Raw genomic sequence first — 21,208 nt, 5'->3', positions numbered from 1 at the left:
CCCATAACCACGAGGGCTTTGCATCGCATTTTATGCGGAGAGTCTCTTCATATTGGACCGTTAATTTTTACCATTAGCGCGACGCTCAACTTCCTTAAATGACGCCGAAAAAATCAAGATCACTCAATTGGTGGTTAACGGCATCGCGATAAACATCATTGACCAGATTAATGCCAGGTAAGTTCAGCTTGGCATCCTGAGCCAGTTGTTGAGCAATCTTGACATCTTTCCTCATGTTCTTAACGGAGAAGGCGGTCGCAAAATTTCGTTTGCCGATATTCTCCGCCTTCGTTTGCAGATAGAAATTATTCGCCCCACCGATCGAGATCGCCTGCAAAAAGGTCTGCCAATTAATATCATTTTTTTCCGCCAATAACATTAATTCATTCACCCCATTTTGAATCTCGCCCACGAGCATGTTATGGAGGATTTTCATGGTGATTCCCTTCCCAGCTTCACCGACGTAGTTGATGTCCGACCCCAAAATCTCAAGTAACGGTTTTATTCGTTCATAACTGGCTTTCGGGCCACCAACATAAATCCCCAGTGTCCCGTCGATTGCCTGCTGCTTCGACTTTACGACGGGCACGTCCAGGAAGATGGCGCCATGTTCTGCTAACTTCTTGCCCAGTGCCACAGAATCCTTTGGCGAAATCGTACTCAGGTCAGCAAAAATCTGCCCCTGTTTAATGACGGGATAAGCTTCTGCGTGGACCTCGGCAACACTCGCTGCCGTCGGGACTGAAGTGAAGATCACGTCAGCGTTTTTAACGACTTCCCTGCTGCTGGCACAAGCATGTGCACCCTGATGAACTAAGCAGTCAATATTTGTTTGGTGATGGTCATAGACATATACCGGCTGACCACTCTGCTTAGTCAAATTGTCAGCCATCGCCTTGCCCATAATTCCTAAGCCTACAAAACCAATTTTCATGATGCATCCCCCTAATATTGAATAACTGGCAATTGTAATAAACTTCCTAACTCGGCTACTTCTTTAACCACGTCCCCGTAAGCTAATGCAAAGTGGGGTTCATAGCCTTGGGCAATCGCCGTCTTTAAAAACGCTTCCGCATCACAATCCAGCTTAATTTGTGCACTGGTCCCCTGGTAGGCGTTAGCGCGGTCTAGAACCGTTCCGCTTAAGGTTATCAACCGGTAACCGTCCCCGGTAAAATTAACGCGTAGCAATGTGACCTTCCCCGGCTTAAGACCAAAATCCATGGCTAAACCGATTTTTCGGTTAGGATGCACTCCGGCACGAGCTCTCGTTCGCTTGTTAGCTAACGAGAAGGCTGCAAAACCACAGTGCCACATTACAATTTCATTGCGTTCGGGGAAACAATTGACGATATCACCTAGATAAGGAGCACTAGTCGTTAATTCTTGCAGGATAAACATCGATAAGGATCCATGGATGTCATGCTCGCACGCCGTTGGGAATTGCTGGTCCGTCAATTGAGAAAAGATCCCACAAGGTGCGGCGTGCAAGGCAGTAAAAAAGTCAGGCCAGCAACGCATTGCTAATGAGCTTAGATGATCTTCTTGGATATAGTGTTTCGCAACGGCAGTGAACTGGGCAAAACGTTTGACCGTCTCATCTGCCGGGTTGAGGCCGACTACCCTTTCTTTGGCAAAGTCCATCTCTTTTTGGTAAGCTTGTGTGCTAACGGTCTCGGCCTGTTTCAACCAATCGGCGAGTTCATATTGAAACAGCGAAACGCCAAATGTATCATGGATCAACTGATTGTCCGCATCGGAAAAATAAAAGCCAGCAGGATATTTACCAACGACGCCTAGGTGCATACCATGAAGGCGACGATAGACCGCCACTACTTTTAAAAGAGACTTTAGCTTTATCACCGTCTGGTCTTCATCCGGATTGCCAATTAAGCAACAGTATTGACGATGATTAACCATTAGAGTATTAGCCGTACTCATGACCCCCGTCAAAGTGTTGAGCCGTAAACGTCCCCCGTTTTCAAGATCTTCGCGAAGCCCCCAAATGATCACCGGAGCGTTCACCAAATCAATCGTTTGACTAATAAATTGTCCATCAACAAAGGTAATATCCTGGAAGACGACTGCATCCCAGTGCTGGCCAGCTTGACTAATGAAGTTATCCAACTTCACCGGGTCACTCAATAATTCATCAGGTGCCGATAACTCTATGCCAGGTAAATTAACCAAGGCCTGCTTGCTCTCTTTAAACATTTGTTCAGCTAAATTAACGTCAAATGTCAACCGGGCGACTGGCAAATATAAAACTTTCATTGTCAAGACTGGCAACTCCTCTCAATTAGGGTATGAACTAAAAAATTTTTGTTTGAAAATTTAATCAACTGAAGAATTAAGCAATTGTCGGCTGATGATATATACCAATTGGCATTTTAGCTGATGAGTCGAAGCCATCCATTCATTATGAACGCTATCAGTATCGGTCAAATCAACAAGTGTTTCATCCCACCTAAGCAAAATTTTTCTTCACAGTTTAGTATACCAATTTTTGGCAAGAATGGAACCGTTTTCTTTATAAATCAACGATAAGCAGATTAATCAGAATAATGATCAAAAGAATTAACACTACCTTGCTGGCCAAATTAAGGGTAAATTAAAAGGCAAGACTCTGGTTCAATCCCAAAATCTTGCCTTAGAACAATTATTTAAATTTCTCTTGTGAAAAGATTCCCGCTTCACCGTTCTGGAGAATCCTTCTTTTGTGATGATCTTTTTACTTTGATTGCTTAGTCGCTTGCTTTGGCGACTTCATAAAAAGACTGATCAAGATTACGATGACCGTGAAAGCGATGATACCGATGGTCAGGGCAGTAGCACCGGCCGAGCCCAGCTTGCCCAGGATGATCCCTGGAATCAAGTAATCGGTATCGGCGAAGGTCGAAGCGGCCATCTTCAGGCTGCCTAAGACTGGCAGGACGAAGAGCGGTAAGAAACTAATGATAATCCCATTCACGCTGGCACCGATGATTGCGCCTCGACGACCACCCATCGAATTACCATAGATCGCTGCTGCGGCACCACAGAAGAAGTGGCCGACAACACCAGGGATAATCACCGTGGTGTGCATTGCAATCATGATGAACATGCAGATCGTTCCGACGATAAAACTGACAACAAAGCCCAGCAAAACCGCGTTGGGAGCGTAAGGGAAGATGATTGGAACGTCCAGGGCAGGCTTAGAATTTGGAACCAATTTCTGAGCAATCCCCTGGAAGGCTGGAATGATTTCAGCCAAAATCATCCGAACACCTTGAAGGACAACGGCAAAGCCAGCAGCAAAGGTCCCGGCTTGAACAATCGCATAAACGATGAAGTTCGTGCCCGCGCTCAGTTTGCTTTCAACAAAGTGAGGTCCACAGACAATAGCTAAAATGATGTAAACAATTGACATCACCAAGGTAATTGAAACCGTTGAATCACGCATAAAACCTAGTGATTTCGGGAAGTTAATGTCTTCAGTGTCATGGGACTTGTCCCCAAAGAGCTTCCCGCACCAACCAGCAATCGCGTAACCGATGTTACCGGTGTGGCCCATGGCAACCGTATCCGCTTTAGTAATGCGCCGCATAAATGGTTGACACAGTGCTGGCGTGACGGTAAACAGGGTTCCTTCAAACAGGCCACCGAGAAGAATCGTCTTCCAACCAGAGCCCATGCCGGCTGAAATCATTACAACGGCCGCAAAGCAAGCAACATAGAGCATCGCCTGACCAGTTAAGAAAATATACTTAAACTTCGTAAAACGAGCCAGCAAAACGTTGACAATCATCCCGACCAGCATAATCAGGGCTGCGGTGGAACCATATTTCACCAGGGCGATCGCAACCACGGCTTCGTTACTTGGCACAACCCCTTGAACACCAAGGGCAAACTTAAACATTTTAGCAAATGGTGTTAAGGCGTTGCTCAAGATCGTGGAACCACCCGTTAAAATCAGAAAACCAGCGAAAGTTTTAATTGAACCCTGGATGACATTAGTAGCCGGTTTCTTTTGAAGAACCAGTCCCAGGAATGCGATCAAACCGACCAACAGCGCCGGCGTAGTCGCAACGCTCTTAAAGATATTTAAAATTGCATTCATATTGAATCCCCTAAATGGTATGATTGCTCTGTGACGACGAGAATATTAAGTCGCAAACAATAATTGCCGTCACATTGGTTACAAGTTAATCGTGGTCAATGCCTTCCTTATCGAGGATGGCGTTGACCTTTTCTTTTAATTCATCGGCATCCACCAAGCTCTTCAAGACAATCACACGGTCTTTGGGTAAATTAGCAGCAGCGGTCTCCAGCGTTGGGTCGAGGAAGAAGTAGTCCGCCTGATCAGGTGTTGCACTACCAACGTCTGAGTGATCGACCTCAATATCTTCCTTCACATTTTCCTGGTTGAGTAAGTTCTGGATGTTCATCTGAACCATAAAACTGCTACCTAAACCACTTTGGCATAATGCTTCAAACTTCATAATTAAATCCTCCTTTAGCCTTTTAATACTTGCAAAATTTCATCAACAGATTGGGCGTTGAGCAAAGCCTTTTGCTTGCTCTGGTCCATTAACACTTGCGACAGTTCCTTAATCACTTCCAGGTGACTAGTGCTGTCAACCGCTGCCAGGACGAACCATAAGCGGATCGGATGATCCTTGTTCACTAAATCAACATCCTGCTTGGTCTTCATCAACGCCAAGCCAATCCGTTTCACGCTTTGGCTCGGTCGTGAATGTGCTAAAGCAATTTCGGGACCGATGTTAATATAGGGTCCCTTCTTCTTCACAACTTCTACCATCGAGTTGACATAGTCCTTCCCGATCGTGCCGTTATCAACCAACGGCTGCGCTGCTTTGCGAATCGCTTCCTGCCAATTCAAATGGTCAGCTTCAACTACTTGAATGGTGTCCTTCGTCAGTAAATCTAGTGCCACGTCTTCACCTCATTTCCTTTCCTCGTTTACATTGTGTATCTTACATTTCTGTGCAATCGCTAACAAGTGCAATTCAGTTACTTGGCAAAGTGCAAAAAATTAACTACACTGTTGATATACACCTAAGGAGGCGCCGCTAATATGAAGACGTTTCAAACTAAACATGGCACCCAGCTCATCCAAGAACTGCTAGCGAGTCCCAATCCAATTGCGTTAACGACTCTGCGCAGCCACTTGCACCTGTCCCGGCGGAGTTTTTATTACACCCTCAAGCAAGTCAACCAAGAACTGGCTGCGAGTGGCTTAGACGAAATCGAAAACATTCGCAATGTCGGTTATCAGCTGCCCGAAAATTCGCGTCAGAGCCTGAACCGGTTATTTCAGCAGCAAAAAAAGGCCTCCAGTTTTCAGCAACTGTTTAGCCGTTACTATTACTTCCCACAACTATCCCAAAAGAAACGGCAACTCTTAATCATCTTTGGCCTGATCTCGCGCCCCACCACCTCACTTAACCAGCTTGCTGCTTACTTTTCTGTTAGCAAAAACACCATTTTAGCTGACCTGCGTCACATCCAAGAACGTCTCCAAAGTACGCATTCGCCCTTGACGATCCAAAACACCGCCATTGGCAAGCAAGTTGTCGGCGACGAACGGATCAAACGTCGCTGGGTCTTTGCCAATTTTGAACAATTGATGGACCTGATTGCTCCTCAGGTTAATTTCAACTCAAACAAGTATTACTATCAACAACTGCAACTTCTCGAAAAAATCACTGGCAATGCCTTTACTGACAACTCGGTCCACCTGCTGGTCAACTATTTTGGCTGGCAATTTGAACGACTACAAAACCTCCCCGATGCAGTCTTAGCAGCTAATCTTGAACAAAGTGACAAATTTTCCTTGACCTTAACCTGGGCTAAAAGTTTCCTAGCTGATTTGCATCTAGGCACCAACAACAAAGGAGAAGCTCCCTTTCTGGCAAAGATCGTCAACAGTCAGGCCTATCAACACATCAATTGGCAAAACCCGATGATTAAGCAAATTAAGCAGGTCGCTAGCGAAGTCATCCGAAGTTTTAACAACGTAGCGGGAGTCCACTTAGCCAGTCAAAATGGGCGCCTAGTCAACGATCTGACAGTCCATCTAGTCCCTACTTATTACCGACTCCAGTTTGATATTCCTTATCACAATCCCCTTTTGCGCCAAATTAAACACGGCCACCAAGAGACTTTTGAATTAACTAGAGCCGCCGTCAAACCATTTGAAAAGTTTGCCCACGCTAAGTTATCAGATGACGAACTCGGCCTCGTCACCGTTTATTTTTCTGGCGCCCTGCACGCCCGATCCGTAAACCCCAAGCAAAAAGCCGGTGCCATGGTCGTCTGTTCCAGCGGGATCGGCACGTCAGAGCTGTTAATCACTCAACTGCGTTCCCACTACCCGAGTGTGAACTTTATCGGTCCCTTTAACACCTTCGAGTACGAAAACGCCTCCCTCGATAACATCCGGCTCGTCCTATCCACAATCAACCTGCCCAAACTCAATGACAATTGCAGCGTGGTCACCGTCCCAGTCATCCCTGGTCCCGGCGATTGGCAGCTTATCGATTCCCAGCTCCTCCAAGCCCAACTGATCCAGACCCCCTTGAACCAGAAAATTAACGTCACCACCTTGATGGATATCATCGCCAATTACGCGCGGATCATCGAACCGCAAAAACTCGAAGCCGCTCTCCACGACTACCTTAACAAGCAGCTGATCAGTCCTGACACACCACTGACGCCAAAGGTCAGCTCCAATGTCGCGATTTCTTACTACCAACAGCCCGTAAACTGGCAAGAAGCGATTCGCATCAGTATGGACAAACTAGTGAGCGACGGAACAGTCCAACCTACTTATAGTGACCGAATTATTGAATTAACGCAACAACACGGCGCCTATATGGCAATCGGCAAGGGCGTCTTTCTCGCTCACGCGGCCCCGCGCGCTGGGGTAAATAAGCTCGGCTTTGCCTACACTTTTTTTGCCCATCCCTTCCACGTCAGCCCGGATAAAAAGATTAACTTTGTCGTTGCCCTTGCCCCCATTGACCAGAAAAAACACCTGGCAACCCTGAGCCAATTGCTGACTTGTCTCCAGGATGAGACCTGGCTGAACCGGCTCCAGCATGTCCAGTCAACTTTTCAGCTGCGTCGGCTCTTAATTGAAGGCGGCCTCTACAAGTCCGCCCGTACTGACCACCCCTAATTGCCAATTTTGATAGGGGTTTCATTAAAAAATAATGATGATTCCCCTCCCTCTTTTTTAATTTTCATCGTAAAATAGGAAGAACGGAGGGAAAAAGTTTTGAAAAAACACAAGTCAATCTACACGAAGGACGTCGTCTTAGTGATGGCCGCGTCGTTCTTCTTCATGTTCAGTTCTATGTTCGTCAACCCGTTGATCAACGGCTACGCTAAGGAATTGGGAGCTTCCAGTTCCTTTGCCGGCCTCATCGTGGGCTTGATGAGTCTGACGGCCATGTTTCTACGTCCGATCGCCGGTCACTTAACTGACCGCTTTTCACGTTATGGGCTCTCCTTTGTCGGCGGCATCTTCATCTTCCTGGGAATCTGTGGCTACATTGTGACCCCGAATGCCCCGCTCCTGTTATTCTTCCGCCTGCTCAACGGGACCGGTTACGTGCTCGCCACCGTCTGCATGACTACCTGGCTTGCCTTCCTGGTCCCCCGACAGCACGTCGGCGAAGCGATGGGTTTTTACGGTCTGATGAACGCCCTAGCGATGGCAATGGGGCCGGCCATCTCGATCAACCTCTACCACCGAATCGGCTACCGCCATTCGATCATTCTGGCGGCTCTCTCTGCTCTGTTGATGGTTATCAGTATCCAGTTTGTCGGTGACCACGCCCAACCATCTCCAGCCGCTCGCCAAGCTAAGCCCGAGCACTTTGAAATTATTCAGCCCCGCGTCATTCCAGTCGCCCTGCTGATCGCCCTCTTCGCGATCCCTTATTTCACGACCCAAGCCGACATCGTGACCTACGTTGAACAACGCCACTTGACCGTCGCAGTCGGCTACTACTTCCTAATCTACGCGGTTGTCCTCCTCGTCTTGCGGATCGCCTTGAAGAACTACTTTGATACCGTCCGCTTCGGTGCGTGGTTTTGGACCAGTTTTATTGCTATGGGGATCTACATCATCTTCCTGACAATTATGAAGACTAACTGGGAGATGGCGATTGCGGCCGCCGGAATGGCCGTCGGTTACGGCATTATTTACTCGGTTCTGCAATCCACGGCGATGTTACTGGCCCCGATGAGTGAACAAGGCCTGGCCAGCGCGACCTTCTTCCTCGGTCTCGACATTGGGATGTCACTAGGTCCTATTCTCGGTGGGATCATTGATGAAGTCCTGCCAGTTAAGTATTTCTACCTCGTTGAATTTATCCTGATGCCACTAATTCTGATCATTTACCTGCTGTGGCGTAAACGGCTGAACGGTGCCATCGACCAGCATTAAAATCAGCAAAAAAAGCATGCGACTATTTCATCCCCATGCAAGGAATGAAAATAGCCACATGCTTTTTTGTTTTATCTTAGGCGCGCCGCCACTGCAAGAGCTGGTGCGACATTTGCTTGGTTTGGCCGTAAACCTGCCGATAAATTTCGTAGAGGGAATTATAACGTTCCACTGCCTTTTCCTCTGGCAGATAATGCTTACCAAAGTGGACGAAGGCCTTGGCACATTCTTGCAACGACGTGAACCAACCGAGGCCCGTCGCGGCAATCATTGCAGCCCCGAGACCCGGCCCCTGCTCATTGGTCAAGGCAACAACTTCTTTATTGAAGATGTCAGCCTGTAACTGCAACCAAAATTCGCTCTTGGCACCGCCACCAATAGCCACAACCGTCTCAAAATCCTGACCGTTTTGTTGGTAGATGTTCATCACGTCACGGAAGCTGAAGGTGATCCCTTCCATCACCGCCCGAGCGAAGTCATCACGGGTCTGCATGTTGTCGACCCCGATAAAACTCCCCCGGATATCTGCATCCGCATAAGGAGCCCGTTCGCCATCAATGTAAGGGGTGAAGAGCAAGCCGTTAGCGCCAAGGGGTCGTTTACTGGCCCGCTCGACCATCGTATTAAAGTCAATATCAGTAGCAAAGTGGTGCTTAAACCAGTTAAGAGAATTGCCGGCCGACAACGTGACCCCCATCGAGTAATAGGTGCCCGGAATAGCGTGGCATTCGTACTGCACCGCCCCATGGTAGTCATTGTTGGCGTCAGCTTCGTATTTCAATACAACCCCGGAGGTCCCAATGCTGCTCATCACCATCCCCGGCTGCAGAATGCCCGCGCCGACAGCCCCGGCGGCATTGTCACCAGCACCGGCAAAGACCTTCGTTGCCGTCGTCAACCCTGACTGCTGGGCATAATCAGCACTGATATTGCCAGCCAAGTCAATTGACTCCATCAATGGCGGACACATCGACAGCGGAATGTCAAAGGTATCACATAATTCCTTACTCCACTGCCGCTTCTTGATGTCGAGCAGAACCGTGCCCGTGGCGTCAGAATAGTCCATCCCCTGCTTACCAGTCATTTGATAACGAACATAATCTTTCGGTAGCAAGAATGAGGCAGCCCGTTGCCAAATTGCCGGTTCATTTTCTTTGACCCATAACAACTTCGGCAGGGTAAATCCTTCCAGCGGCCGATTGCCAGTCAGTTCGATGAAGCGGTGACCCAATTTCGCTTCGATTTCTTGGCACTGCTTGGTCGTTCGGGTATCGTTCCAAAGGATCGCCGGCCGCAGCACCTTACCGGCCGCGTCCAACAGGACAAGACCGTGCATCTGTCCGGCATAGGAGACGGCTTTAATCGATTCGGCAGGCAAGCCGTCGTCTTCGATCAAGCGCTTAATGTCAGAAGTGGCCCCTTTGACCCAGTCTGCTGGATCCTGTTCGCTGTAACCCGGTTGTGGTTGGTGTAATGGATACTCATAGCTTTCTTGAGCGGCAATCTGGCCTTTGCGATCCATCGCCGAAACTTTGACGGAACTAGTACCTAAGTCAACACCGATAACATATTCATCCATAGTAAAAACCTTCCTTGATGAAAAAGGACCCAGCACACGTCTGGTGAGCAGGTCCTCCTTCCTTGTTGATAGTTTGTAGTTTGTTAGTCTGTTGCAGTTACTTAGCTAAGGTTTCGATCATGAAGTGGTTGATAGTGTCCTTAATTTCCTCAAGGTGATCAGACTGGGTTGCGGCCCGCAGTTCAGACTGTGGCGTGTCGATAACCGTCTTTTCAATGCTCTTGAAGTCTTCCTTGCCTTCTTCAATCCGCTTGCCCAGACCTTCGTCCCAGCTAGCGTAACGCTTCTTGATGATTTCGTCCAGGAAGCCATCTTCTTTCATGGCTGCAGCAACCCGCAGACCAGCAGCAAAGCTGTCCATGCCGACGATGTGGCCGTAGAAGAGGTCTTCCGGCTTGAAAGAAGTCCGCCGTGGCTTAGCGTCAAAGTTCAGACCACCACGAGGGCCGATACTACCATTTTGAATAACTTCCCACATTGCGGCAGTGGTTTCGTAGAGGTTCGATGGGTATTCGTCGATATCCCAACCGATCAGCTTGTCACCCTGGTTAGCGTCCAGTGAACCGAGGAGACCGGCTTCGCGAGCAACCCGGATTTCGTGTTGGTAAGTGTGGCCAGCTAGGTTAGCGTGGTTGCCTTCCAAATTCAGCTTGAAGTCCTTGTCCAGGCCGTATTCACGCATGAAGTTGATGGTCGTAGCAGCGTCGAAATCATATTGGTGAGTCGTTGGTTCCTTCGGCTTTGGTTCGAGCAACATCTGGGCATCAAAGCCAATTTCATTAGCGTAGTCCTTTGCCATGTGGAAGAACTTAGCAATGTGTGATTGTTCGCGCTTCATGTCGGTGTTCCACAGTGATTCGTAACCTTCACGGCCACCCCAGAAGACGTAGTTTTCAGAGCCAACCCGTTTCCCGATTTCCAGACTGTGCTTCAGTTGTGCGCAAGCGTATGCGTAAATCTTAGCTGACGGCGCGGTGCCGGCACCTTCCAAGAAGCGTGGGTTCGTGAAGAGGTTCGAAGTGTTCCACAGAACCTTCATGCCAGTGTCCTTTTGGTATTCGACGATCTTGTCGACGATCTTATCCAGGTTCTTGTTCGTTTCTCGCAGGGTGTCGCCTTCAGGTGCCAAGTCCCGGTCGTGGAAGCAAAGGAAGTTAACACCAAGCTTTTGGTAGAATTCAAAAGCGTAGTCAACCTTTGCCAGCGCCTGATCCATCGGGTCGCTGTACTTGTCATAAGGACGTTCAGCCGTGCCATCACCGAATGGGTCGACCAAGCGTTGGTCAAAAGTGTGCCAGTAAGCAACGGCAAAACGCAACCAGTCCTTCATCTTCTTGCCCAGGATTACTTCGTCCGGGTTGTAGTATTGGAATGACAGCCCGCTGTGAATATCCTTGTGTGGGCCAACATAGTTAATCTTATCGATTCCTTTCCATAAATCACTCATTGTGATTTCCTCCTCAGTTCAATGGTTATTGTCAATTTGGTTTGTTTAAACAACTAACTTACAACTATTAGTATAACGCTTACATTTTTCTTGTAAAGGCTTTTCAATAAAAAAACTGGGAAAAATCAAACGACTTTTCCCAGGAAATTTCAATTCAATTAACTAGTACCGAAACCGCAGCTGCAGGTCATGCATCTGGAAGCAACGATTAACTACCAAGGAGAAAGAGCCAAGCAGTTGAGCATCACGCGAATGGCGAATAATTGCAATTGGCCGATCCTGGCCCAACTTAACTAATTCCGCCTTGAGCTGGACATAGAGTTCCGGCACTTCGTCCATCAAGATGGAATTGATGTAGAGCACTTCGGGGTCATAGGAAACTGTCGCCCCAAAAATTGCTCGGGCCAGCAAGGACGAGAACGCCCTGACCTTACGATCGACTGCCGGATCATGGCGATCAATCAACCGCTGCAGGTCATCACGTTCCACCTCATGACCTTCCAATTGGCTAAGCTCATGCAACAAGGCATACTCCGAGCAAAAATCCTCAATTTTGCGTGCCTGCTTGGTCTTCGGGTCGAGGTAGACATTCCGTCCGATTTCGCCGGCCAGACCGTGACTGCCACGGTAAAGCTGGTTGTTAATAATGACCCCGGCACCAACCCCCCGGTGGATACTGACGGCTACCAGGTTATGATTTGGATAGCGGTCATCGAAGTCCCGCTCGTAGATGGCCGAAAGGTTGGCTTCGTTTTCGACGACGACAGGGACGTGATACTTGTCTTCAAAGTGCTTTTGCAGGTTGATGTTATCAAAGTCGACGAATGGTGAATCGAGAATTTGGTCGTGGAGAACTACCCCATGGACGGAAAAGCCAATTCCGATCAAACCGTTGATAGTATTATTCGATGCCACGACCCGGTCCAACTGCTGCTCAACTATAGGCAAGATATCGGCGAGCTGATTGCTATGAATTCGCTCCTGCTTGAAATAGTTGATCTCGCCGTCCAGGTAGTTAACCATCATATGTAGGTGGTCATAGCCAAAGTCAAAACTGGCGATGAGGCCATACTTCTTATTGATCTGAATAAGCTTCGGGCGCCGGCCACCACTAGACGTCGATTCCCCCTGTCCTACTTCTTCAAAGAGCTGCTGGTCATCGAGTTCGTTATATAAAGAAGAGACGGTTGACTTATTCAAGCCAGTTTGATGGGCAATCTCAATTCGAGAAGTAGGCTGGTGATTGAAGACTTGCTGTAATAATAATTTTAGATTTCGCCGGTGTTGAAACGGCTTACTGGTTGACGGTGTCATATTCATTTCTCCAATTAATATTCTGTGGTTAGTTTGTTTTTACAACTATCAATCATATTATAACACCATTTGACATAAAAGCGCTATCATTTTTGGTAAAAGCGTAAACTAAAAACGGTCGAGCACCCTGCCCGACCGTTGTGACGAAAACAATTGTTGTTTAGTTTAACTTCTTTGCAGCATCCATTGCCTTCATGAGTTCTGGATTCTTAGAATGGCAATCCTTGATCATTTGGACGTCAGCAGCAGTTAAAACAACTTGATACTTCTCTTCTTCAGCCATTATAATTACCTCGCTTTTTTTGATACACCTTGACTATACCACTTCCGGGCAAGCAAAAACCATTTAATTTATGAAAGCTGATGATTATTCCCCTCAAGCCGGCATTCTCTATCGTTAATCCACCGGCTCACCGCTATTTTTCACCAAACTTTCCAGCACTTGCAGAACCCCACTCTGGTCGTTGCTCGGTGCCCGGTGCCGGGCGAGACGGGCAACCAGCGGACTACATTTCGCCATCCCGTAACTGTGGGGAGTGCACTGCATCATCTGCTCATCGTTATCTGAATCACCAAAAACCATCAACTCGTCGGCCGTCAAGCCCCACTGGGCGAGCAGATGCCCCAGGGCAAAGCCTTTATTCACTCCGGGAATGATAATGTCCATCGCTCCTTGGCCACTAGCAACGGCTTCAGCATCGTGGCCAAAAGCTTTGTTAAATTGGTCGCACAGTTGGGCAATTCGCTGATCATCCCCGATAAAGAGACTGATCTCACCAAATTTATCATCCGGCAAAGACACAAAATCGCTCAACTCTTGAACCGCATAGTTATACTTGTACATCATCTTTTTAAAAGTAGGCCGACAACTGGTAAGCATGTAGCCGGCATGTACCCCGTTCAAAAGAAAGTCAACGTCGGGCAAATCCAGCAAGTAGTCGACGATCCGCCGTATCACCGCTGGCTGAAAAGATGATGAGAGAATCAGCTGGCCCCGATCAAAAATAAAGGCCCCGTTGTCACTCGCATAGACCATTTCTTGATCCTGATGGGGGAAGAAGGAGCGAATCTGCTGGTACTGGTTTCCGCTGGCGACCATGAAGCGGATGCCAAGCTGACTAAGCTGGCTGTAAACGCGGTCGAATCGCTCCCGGTCGTAATCATTTTGCGAATTGAGAAAGGTACCGTCCATATCGGTTGCCACGAGTTTAATCATCGCTGTTCTCCTTGGGGTTGGCCAGTGCCCGTACCCGGATGACCGGTTTAATGCGACGCAATTCTTCCTGCAGCTTGACCAATTGGCTGTCCGGTACCGCATCGATATCAATAACCGTGTAGGCAATCTCGTTGCGGGAGCGGTTGATCATGTTCGTAATGTTGAGCCGGTGCTGGGCGAGGATCGTCGTGATCTGCCCCACCATGTTCGGCACGTTCTGGTGGATCATGGTTAACCGCAACGGCGCACTAAAACCCATTTCCACCGTTGGGAAGTTGACCGAATTGATGATTTCGCCTGTCTCCAGAAAACGGCGCAAGGTCTGGGCACCCTGTTTGGCACCGTTAACTTCAGCCTGGTGAGTCGTCCCACCGATATGAGGTGTCACGACCGTCTTCGGGTGCTGCAAAATCTTGGGGCTAGAAAAGTCAGTCGCATATTGCCGCAGTTTACCGCTGTCCAGGGCGTCACAGACCGCGTCATCGTCAACAATCCCGTGACGCGAATAGTTGAACAGCACTGCGCCATCCTTCATCTGGGCCAGCTCCTCCGCCCCGATCAAATTGCGATTCTTTTCGGTATAAGGGATATGGATCGTGACATAATCTGCATCGGCCAAAACATCCCGCAGCTGCTTGGCCCGGGGAATGGAGTTGGACAGGCGCCAGGCAGAATCAACCGAAATGAAGGGATCATAACCGACCACGTTCATCCCCAAGTTAAGAGCCGCTCGGGCAACCCGGGAACCAACATTGCCGAGTCCGATAACGCCGATCTTCTTGCCCAGCAATTCCGTCCCGGCGAAGTGGTTCTTCCCCTTCTCCGTGCTGACTGAAACGTCGCCACCGCCGAGCTTCTTCGCCCAAGCGATGGCCGGAATCACCGGTCGCGCTGATAGAACCAGCATCGCCACCATCAATTCCTTGACCGCATTTGCGTTTGAACCCGGCGTGTTAAAGACCACCGTCCCCTGCTTAGTGCACTGATCAAGGGGAATGTTGTTAACCCCGGCTCCAGCCCGGGCAATCGCCAGCACTTGCCGGCCAAACGGCGTCGCGTGCATGTCCTGACTCCGGATCAGCAGGGCATCGGGATCCTGGCCATTGTTGACGCGGTAGTGTTCCTCAGGGAAAGCATCGATTCCTTCCTGGGCAATGACGTTGTAAGTTTTAATGTTAAACATGGGAGAACCTCCTAGTGCTCCAATTCAAACTGCTTCATGAAGTTGACGAGTGCTTCCACTCCGGCCTCGGGCATCGCGTTGTAAAGGCTGGCCCGCATCCCACCGACGGAACGATGGCCTTTCAGATTGAGCAAGCCCGCCGCAGTCGCCGCCTGGATAAACTGCTGGTCGAGTTGAGCATCACCAGTCACGAAAGGCACGTTGGTAGTCGACCGGTCACTGGCTTTGGCGGTCGGATGAAACAGTTTTGAATTATCCAAAAAATCGTAGAGCAACTGAGCTTTTTCCTCGTTGCGTTGCTGCATCGCATCAACACCACCCTGGTCCTGGACCCACTGAAAGACCAGTCCGGCGACATAGATGGCAAAAACCGGTGGGGTGTTCAGGGCGCTCTTCTTCTTGGCTTGTTTAACGTAGTCGAGCATTGCCGGCAGTTTTTGCTTTTCGTCAAGGAGGTCATGGCGAACGATTACCACCGTCAACCCGGCTGGCCCGATATTTTTCTGAGCACCAGCGTAAATCATCCCAAAATCCGCCACCCGGTAGCGTTGGGCTAAGATATTAGATGACATGTCACCGACCAGAACTTGGCCGTCCAGTTGGGGCAGCTGACGGTACATCGTCCCTTCAATCGTGTTGTTAAGGGTCAAATGGATGTAGTCATAATCTCCGCTTAAATGGTACGCACTCGGCAGAGCCGCATAGTTTTGCTCCTGATTCGTTGCAACTACTTCGGCCGTCATTTTCGGCAGTAATTCGGCCTCTTCTTTGGCCCGGACTGCCCAGTGACCGCTGTCCACTACCCCGATCCGGTGGTAATGCCGGGCAAGATTGAGAGGGGCCATCGTAAACTGCAGGGTGCCACCGCCCTGCAGGAAGAGGACGTCGTAATCATCCGGAATTTTCATTAAATCGCGCAGGTTTGCTTCCGCCGCAGCAGCCAATTCTTCATAGAGTGAGGAGCGGTGACTCATCTCCAAGATACTCATCCCACTACCGTGGTAGGACGGCAATTCGGCCTGCACTTGCTTGATCACTGGTGCTGGCAAAACGGCCGGTCCAGCAGAGAAGTTATAAACCTTCGTCATCATTCTTCACTTCTTTCGTTCAATATTGACTGACTGCTGACGATCACAATCAGCTATCATCATTATACACGAAAATAAGTGAAACATGAGTCTTGAATTAAATAATTATTAGAAAAATTTAATATTGATCCGTTGCAAAAAAATACCATGTCCGCCGACATGGTAATTATGGAGAGCATTGCTATTTCATTGTTATTTACTATCTTTTTACTGATTTAATTGAGAACATGCAAATCCCACCGATAATGGCAAAGACAAACGAAACCACGAAGACGCCTGAGTAACCACAAAGAGAAATTACTGTTCCGGCAATTACCGGGGCAATCGCTTGGGTGACCGTATTCCCCAAGTTGTAAACACCCAGGAAAAACGCAACTCGATTTTTATCCGGAATAACTTCCAAATTCATCAGATTATCCAGCGCATTCCATAGTCCCATTCCCAGGCCAGCAAAGAAGGCATAGGCGGCAATTCCGGCCGTGTTCCGGAAGAGGAATAAAATCAGAGCGGCGAGCGCCAATGACAGTGTCGAAAGAGCAATTGGGTATTTCAGAATTTTGAATTTGTCTGCTACCGGGCCGGCCACAAACCCCATTGCAATTCCCCAAACCAGCATAATAACATTAATCAGCTGAATTGATGACTGAGTTTGACCACCACGGTGTAAGAAATCAGTCATGATATAGAGGATGTATCCAGTAATGGCAAAATTACCTATGCCCTGGAACAGTTTTCCAATTAGAGCCAAGTAATAGTCACGGCCAACGGACCACTTAGGAAAGACACTCTTGAGATCTCCCCAGCTAAATTTCTTCTTATCTTTAACTTCATCAAGGTTGGATGGTTCGTGTACGATCAGCACTGCAATGAGCGTTCCGATAAAGGCAAAAATTCCAAAAATCACAAACCCTAAACGAAAACGACTGAGAAACATTGCACCGACCACGTTAAACCCATTATTTCCCAGTGCCATGCCTAATCCACCATAAGCTGACGAAGCAGTGGCCCGCCCATCTTTAGGGGCAAAGTCCAGCCAAGCAACCATTGGGGCAACGATAAAGTTCAGGGTGATCTGTCCCAGCATCCAATCGATTAATAGACTAGGAACGTTGTAGCATAGTGACGCACCGATCATCGACAACATAAAGCAAAAGGCCCCGCCAACAATCCATGGAGCACGTTTCCCAAAACGACTCTTCGTTTTATCCGACAGTGCCCCGGCCACCATGTTGGCAATCGCCGCACAGATCATGCCGACAGTCGCAAACAACGAAACCAGCTTAACTTTATCAGCCGCATCAATTTTCTGTATTAAGGCCGGTAAAAACAAGCTGTTCATTACCACATAAGGACCTAACCAGCTCGCTGGCCCAATCACCAACGCTGGTAACAAGCGTTTTAGACTAATTGTTACTTTTTTCATTATTAGTTCACCTCATGATTTTCAACCTGATAATACGAAAATTTCCCATAAGATTGGTGTTCGTTAGCATCAACAGCCCCAATAAAGTTAAAGAGACCTGTAAAGCCGCCAATTTCACCTGGCTCCCCGTTTACCCCTTCATCGGAAAGGTAGGACAGATCAATATTCTTGATCAGTGGCTGCCAGTCATCATCAGAAAAACGGAAACTAACCTGCACATGGCCCAGATGATAATGAATTTTTATTTCTACGACATTTGCTGGCACGTCCACTTCATTCACGTAGTCGTCGATTCTCTGACCTTGCTTCGCTTGCAATGTTCTTAGGACCACCCGCTTTTCATCATCAGATTGGCAGAGTCGAACGTAATACCAATTATTGGCATCATAGTAAAGACCGACCCCAGCCGTTTCAGAATAGTGATCAGGATGGAACTCAACCTTTGTTTTCAGATCATAATCCAGGGACGTCGCCCGGGTAGCCATAATTGACGGTGATAGCTGAGAAAAGAACGAATTACGACCTTTAATGATTAGCTTGCCGTTCTCAACACGGACCCATTCAGCGCTTTGACCGTGATAAGGAGTCATGAAACGCTGATCGTAATGGCCATTGCTAAAGTAGTCATCGATATCAAAGGTGCCTTGATTCTGTTGAACATCTACTGGTATTTCAACCTCTTCCTTAGCCAGGTTACTGCCATCGGCCATCTCCAACCAGCCGGCTTTGTTCCACCGCATCTTTTGCAGTGATGTTTCCCGTCCTAACGGATTAAGCTTTTGTCCCGGCAACGGTCGCGACATCAAGTGAGCCACGTACCACTGACCGTCCGGTGTCTCGACCAGCGAACCATGGCCGGCTTTTTGCATCTTGGAATGCGGATTGTACATTTCAAAATGTCCTGCATCCGGATCACCTAGTGAGAATAGATGATGCGGCGATGAAGTCAGGATAGGCTCGCCGGTCGGGTTAGGCTGATACGGACCAAAAATATTTTTTGAGCGGCCCATTTCTATCCCGTGACCATATCCGGTTCCGCCTGAAGCAAGCATTAGATAATAAAAACCCGCATGCTTATAGATCTGTGGCGCTTCAACACAACCACGAGTTGTAAAGCCAGTAGTCACACGATGCCACTTACCAGTTTCACCGGTAGTTAAGTCTACTTCGGCGATAACAATGTGGCCGGGAGCCTGGTAACCCTCACGCGTTTCCCATTCCAAAACAGCAGCGTAATGCTTGCCATCATCATCATCATGGAAAAGTGAAGGATCAAACCCTAACGATGTCAGATACTGTGGCTTTGTCCACGGCCCTGTAATTTGATCTGCCGACATGAAATAACTTTCGGCGTTAAATTCGCGACCAGCCATATTCTGGAGATGACAATAGACTAGCCAATATTTTTTGGTGGCCACATCGTAAGATAAATGCGGTGCCCAGATTCCGGCAGGCGTGTTGGTGCCCTGCAAATCAACGACCGAATCATCTAACGCATAGGTCAGCAATTGCCAATTGGCTAAGTCCTTGGAATGATAAATGGGAATAGCCGGCTTCCAATGGAAGGTCGAATTGGCAATGTAATAATCTTCACCAACCCGTAAGATCGACGGGTCAGGTGCCATTCCTGGAATAATTGGATTTTCAATTTTGCTCATTACTATTAGTCCTTTCTTTAGCTGAACAAAAACTGATATAATAGCTTTGTAAATTAGTTGTTTAGTTAAATTAACTGTTTTTAATATAATTTGAAAGCGTTTTCCCGTCAATGCTATTTGGTCAACACGTCGATAAAGGATTTTTGAAAAGTAAAAATTGTAAGGTTGGTGTTCGATTATGGATTTTAGACACGAAAACATTGTTATCAATACGAATGTCGGGATTCGCTTTTGGAAATCTCAAACTAATATCAATGGTTACGTTCCTTTTCACTGGCACAGCAGCATCGAAGTTGTCTGTGTTCTCCACGGCCAATTGACGTTTAGTATTAATGGTCAACATTTTAAAATCAGGGATAATCAATTTATCATTGTTCCATCCGGATTGGTTCACGATGTTAGCAACACGCCCAATACCGCCTTTGTTCTGCAAATTCCACTTCCCGCTCTAAAGCCCTATGTTATGCACCCGGAACGCACTTATTTTGTTAACGGGCGAACTGATAATCCTGCCTATCAGCAAGTTATCAAACTTATTTTGCGATTTGGACAACTCCAGGCAACTAAACCAGCTGGCTACCGCTTTGACAGCCAAATTGTCTTTGTGCAACTGCTGAAAATCTTTTTTACCCAGCTCAGTGACTCCAAGAAACAAATCGTTAACGACAGCAGCATTAAAAGAATTATTATTTACATCAATGAACATTACCGGGAAAAATTGCAGGCAGCACAATTAGCCCGATATTTTGGTTATAATCCCAGTTACTTTTCCCGCCTATTCAAGCAGCAGATGGGAATAGATCTCACCAACTACATCTACACTGTTAGGCTTAACCAGCTCCATAATGATCTTTTGAACAGTAATGATGATATCAGCACCCTTTTTCAGAAAAATGGTCTCTCTAACCCCCGCACCACCCGTCAGATATTTAAAAAAATGTTTGGCTGCCTGCCCAGTGACTTGCGTCAACATTAAAAAAGACCCATGCTGCAAAACAATGCCGCATGAGTCTTTAATTTTACTAGTCAACTTTTCTATTGTTGCAGCCGCACCGTACCCGCACTAAAAGTCCGCAAGCCCGTCGCTGTCTTGATCTGGAGATAGCCGTCATCCGTAATCTGGGCAAAGCTGCCGCTCACCTCCTGCTCGCCGATCCAAACGGTCAGCTCTTTGTCCTGCAGGTACTGATGGTCCCGGTAGACGGCTAGCACTTGATCCCAGGGCGCCGCCAAGAGATCAAGAAAATGGGCGCCCACCTGGTCGACAAAGGTCCGCCGTTGCGTCCCGCTGACCGGTTCGTCAGTCAGTGCTCCCACTTTTGCCCGGATGGCCGCCGGTAAATGAGGATCAGTCGTTAAGTCAATCCCACAGCCAATCACCAGACCCTGCAGTTGGTTGCTGTGATCCAGGGCCGTTTCAGCCAGGATGCCGGTGACTTTCCGGTTTCCCCGGTAAAGATCGTTGACCCACTTAATGGTCAAGTCGCAATGAAAGAAGCGGCTGGCTACTTGGTAAACCGCCACCGCCGCAGTGACCGTCAGGTGCTGGGGCGTCCAGTTGGCCGGCAGACTGGCGAGCGGGAGGCCAATTGAAAAGTAGGCCCCGCAATTGGGTGCCGAATAAAAGTGCCGATCAAATTTACCGTGGCCGGCGGTTTGTTCATCCGCCAACATAAGGACGGGCTGCTTCAGTTCGCCATCGGCCAACATTGCCTTGACTAAGACGTTGGTCGAGCTCACCTGACGCCGATCGATTACCTCGACCCCGCGCCGACTTAATTGCGGAAATAATGTCATTTTTTCTTCCCTTCTGATACACAAAAGGAGCGTGATTAAAGGTCA

Annotated in this window: 18 protein-coding genes; 3 read left to right on the top strand and 15 right to left on the bottom strand. The window is 48.1% G+C overall.

Annotation, left to right across the window (positions count from 1 at the left end; all coding sequences use genetic code 11):
• Window positions 1-94: 94 nt before the first annotated feature.
• From QOR82_RS01580 to QOR82_RS01560, 5 genes are all read right to left on the bottom strand, one after another.
• Window positions 95-934: an NAD(P)-dependent oxidoreductase gene (locus tag QOR82_RS01580; RefSeq protein ID WP_283583017.1), complete on the bottom strand. Its 840-nt coding sequence runs from the start codon at window positions 932-934 to the stop codon at window positions 95-97.
• Between the two features lie 11 nt (window positions 935-945).
• The gene (locus QOR82_RS01575; RefSeq protein WP_283583016.1) at window positions 946-2,274 is read right to left on the bottom strand and encodes a hypothetical protein; all 1,329 of its coding nucleotides are present in this window, start codon (window positions 2,272-2,274) and stop codon (window positions 946-948) included.
• A 457-nt stretch (window positions 2,275-2,731) separates the two neighbouring features.
• On the bottom strand, window positions 2,732-4,099 hold the full coding sequence (locus QOR82_RS01570) for a PTS ascorbate transporter subunit IIC (protein ID WP_283583015.1): 1,368 nt from the start codon (window positions 4,097-4,099) through the stop codon (window positions 2,732-2,734).
• A gap of 85 nt (window positions 4,100-4,184) precedes the next feature.
• Window positions 4,185-4,481, bottom strand: coding sequence for a PTS sugar transporter subunit IIB (locus QOR82_RS01565; protein ID WP_283583014.1), 297 nt, complete (start codon window positions 4,479-4,481; stop codon window positions 4,185-4,187).
• A gap of 14 nt (window positions 4,482-4,495) precedes the next feature.
• The gene (locus tag QOR82_RS01560; RefSeq protein WP_283583013.1) at window positions 4,496-4,936 is read right to left on the bottom strand and encodes a PTS sugar transporter subunit IIA; all 441 of its coding nucleotides are present in this window, start codon (window positions 4,934-4,936) and stop codon (window positions 4,496-4,498) included.
• A gap of 141 nt (window positions 4,937-5,077) precedes the next feature.
• Here QOR82_RS01560 and QOR82_RS01555 point away from each other — a divergent pair, with 141 nt between their 5' ends.
• Both QOR82_RS01555 and QOR82_RS01550 read left to right on the top strand, forming a co-directional pair.
• Complete coding sequence (locus QOR82_RS01555) at window positions 5,078-7,183, top strand: BglG family transcription antiterminator (protein ID WP_283583012.1); 2,106 nt, start codon at window positions 5,078-5,080, stop codon at window positions 7,181-7,183.
• A 99-nt stretch (window positions 7,184-7,282) separates the two neighbouring features.
• Complete coding sequence (locus QOR82_RS01550; protein ID WP_283583011.1) at window positions 7,283-8,458, top strand: MFS transporter; 1,176 nt, start codon at window positions 7,283-7,285, stop codon at window positions 8,456-8,458.
• A 76-nt stretch (window positions 8,459-8,534) separates the two neighbouring features.
• Here the strand turns inward: QOR82_RS01550 and xylB are convergent, their stop codons facing one another.
• The 9 genes from xylB to QOR82_RS01505 form a co-directional block, all read right to left on the bottom strand.
• The gene (gene xylB, locus QOR82_RS01545; protein ID WP_283583010.1) at window positions 8,535-10,037 is read right to left on the bottom strand and encodes a xylulokinase; all 1,503 of its coding nucleotides are present in this window, start codon (window positions 10,035-10,037) and stop codon (window positions 8,535-8,537) included.
• A gap of 97 nt (window positions 10,038-10,134) precedes the next feature.
• Window positions 10,135-11,484 (bottom strand): xylose isomerase, encoded by a 1,350-nt coding sequence (xylA, locus tag QOR82_RS01540; RefSeq protein WP_283583009.1) that lies wholly within the window; start codon window positions 11,482-11,484, stop codon window positions 10,135-10,137.
• A 162-nt stretch (window positions 11,485-11,646) separates the two neighbouring features.
• Window positions 11,647-12,798, bottom strand: coding sequence for an ROK family protein (locus QOR82_RS01535; protein WP_283583008.1), 1,152 nt, complete (start codon window positions 12,796-12,798; stop codon window positions 11,647-11,649).
• Between the two features lie 160 nt (window positions 12,799-12,958).
• On the bottom strand, window positions 12,959-13,081 hold the full coding sequence (locus tag QOR82_RS01530) for a hypothetical protein (RefSeq protein ID WP_283583007.1): 123 nt from the start codon (window positions 13,079-13,081) through the stop codon (window positions 12,959-12,961).
• 114 nt (window positions 13,082-13,195) lie between these two features.
• Entirely contained in the window at window positions 13,196-14,014 is an 819-nt protein-coding gene (locus QOR82_RS01525; RefSeq protein ID WP_283583006.1) for a Cof-type HAD-IIB family hydrolase, read from the bottom strand.
• Window positions 14,007-15,197: a phosphoglycerate dehydrogenase gene (locus tag QOR82_RS01520; protein WP_283583005.1), complete on the bottom strand. Its 1,191-nt coding sequence runs from the start codon at window positions 15,195-15,197 to the stop codon at window positions 14,007-14,009. Before QOR82_RS01520 ends, QOR82_RS01525 begins: the two co-directional genes overlap by 8 nt.
• 11 nt (window positions 15,198-15,208) lie before the next feature.
• The gene (serC, locus tag QOR82_RS01515) at window positions 15,209-16,285 is read right to left on the bottom strand and encodes a 3-phosphoserine/phosphohydroxythreonine transaminase (RefSeq protein WP_283583032.1); all 1,077 of its coding nucleotides are present in this window, start codon (window positions 16,283-16,285) and stop codon (window positions 15,209-15,211) included.
• A 199-nt stretch (window positions 16,286-16,484) separates the two neighbouring features.
• The gene (locus QOR82_RS01510) at window positions 16,485-17,708 is read right to left on the bottom strand and encodes an MFS transporter (protein WP_283583004.1); all 1,224 of its coding nucleotides are present in this window, start codon (window positions 17,706-17,708) and stop codon (window positions 16,485-16,487) included.
• Between the two features lie 2 nt (window positions 17,709-17,710).
• Window positions 17,711-19,366 carry a family 43 glycosylhydrolase gene (locus QOR82_RS01505; RefSeq protein ID WP_283583003.1) on the bottom strand — a complete coding sequence of 552 codons (1,656 nt, stop codon included), beginning with the start codon at window positions 19,364-19,366 and terminating at the stop codon, window positions 17,711-17,713.
• 178 nt (window positions 19,367-19,544) lie between these two features.
• Here QOR82_RS01505 and QOR82_RS01500 point away from each other — a divergent pair, with 178 nt between their 5' ends.
• The gene (locus QOR82_RS01500) at window positions 19,545-20,342 is read left to right on the top strand and encodes a helix-turn-helix transcriptional regulator (RefSeq protein WP_283583002.1); all 798 of its coding nucleotides are present in this window, start codon (window positions 19,545-19,547) and stop codon (window positions 20,340-20,342) included.
• Window positions 20,343-20,401: 59 nt separating this feature from the next.
• Here QOR82_RS01500 and QOR82_RS01495 read toward each other — a convergent pair whose 3' ends face one another.
• Complete coding sequence (locus QOR82_RS01495; RefSeq protein WP_283583001.1) at window positions 20,402-21,163, bottom strand: biotin--[acetyl-CoA-carboxylase] ligase; 762 nt, start codon at window positions 21,161-21,163, stop codon at window positions 20,402-20,404.
• Window positions 21,164-21,208: the final 45 nt, after the last annotated feature.

The sequence above is a fragment of the Limosilactobacillus difficilis genome, assembly GCF_947387495.1.
Classification (GTDB): domain Bacteria; phylum Bacillota; class Bacilli; order Lactobacillales; family Lactobacillaceae; genus Limosilactobacillus; species Limosilactobacillus difficilis.
This window is presented reverse-complemented; position numbering and strand designations above follow the sequence as displayed.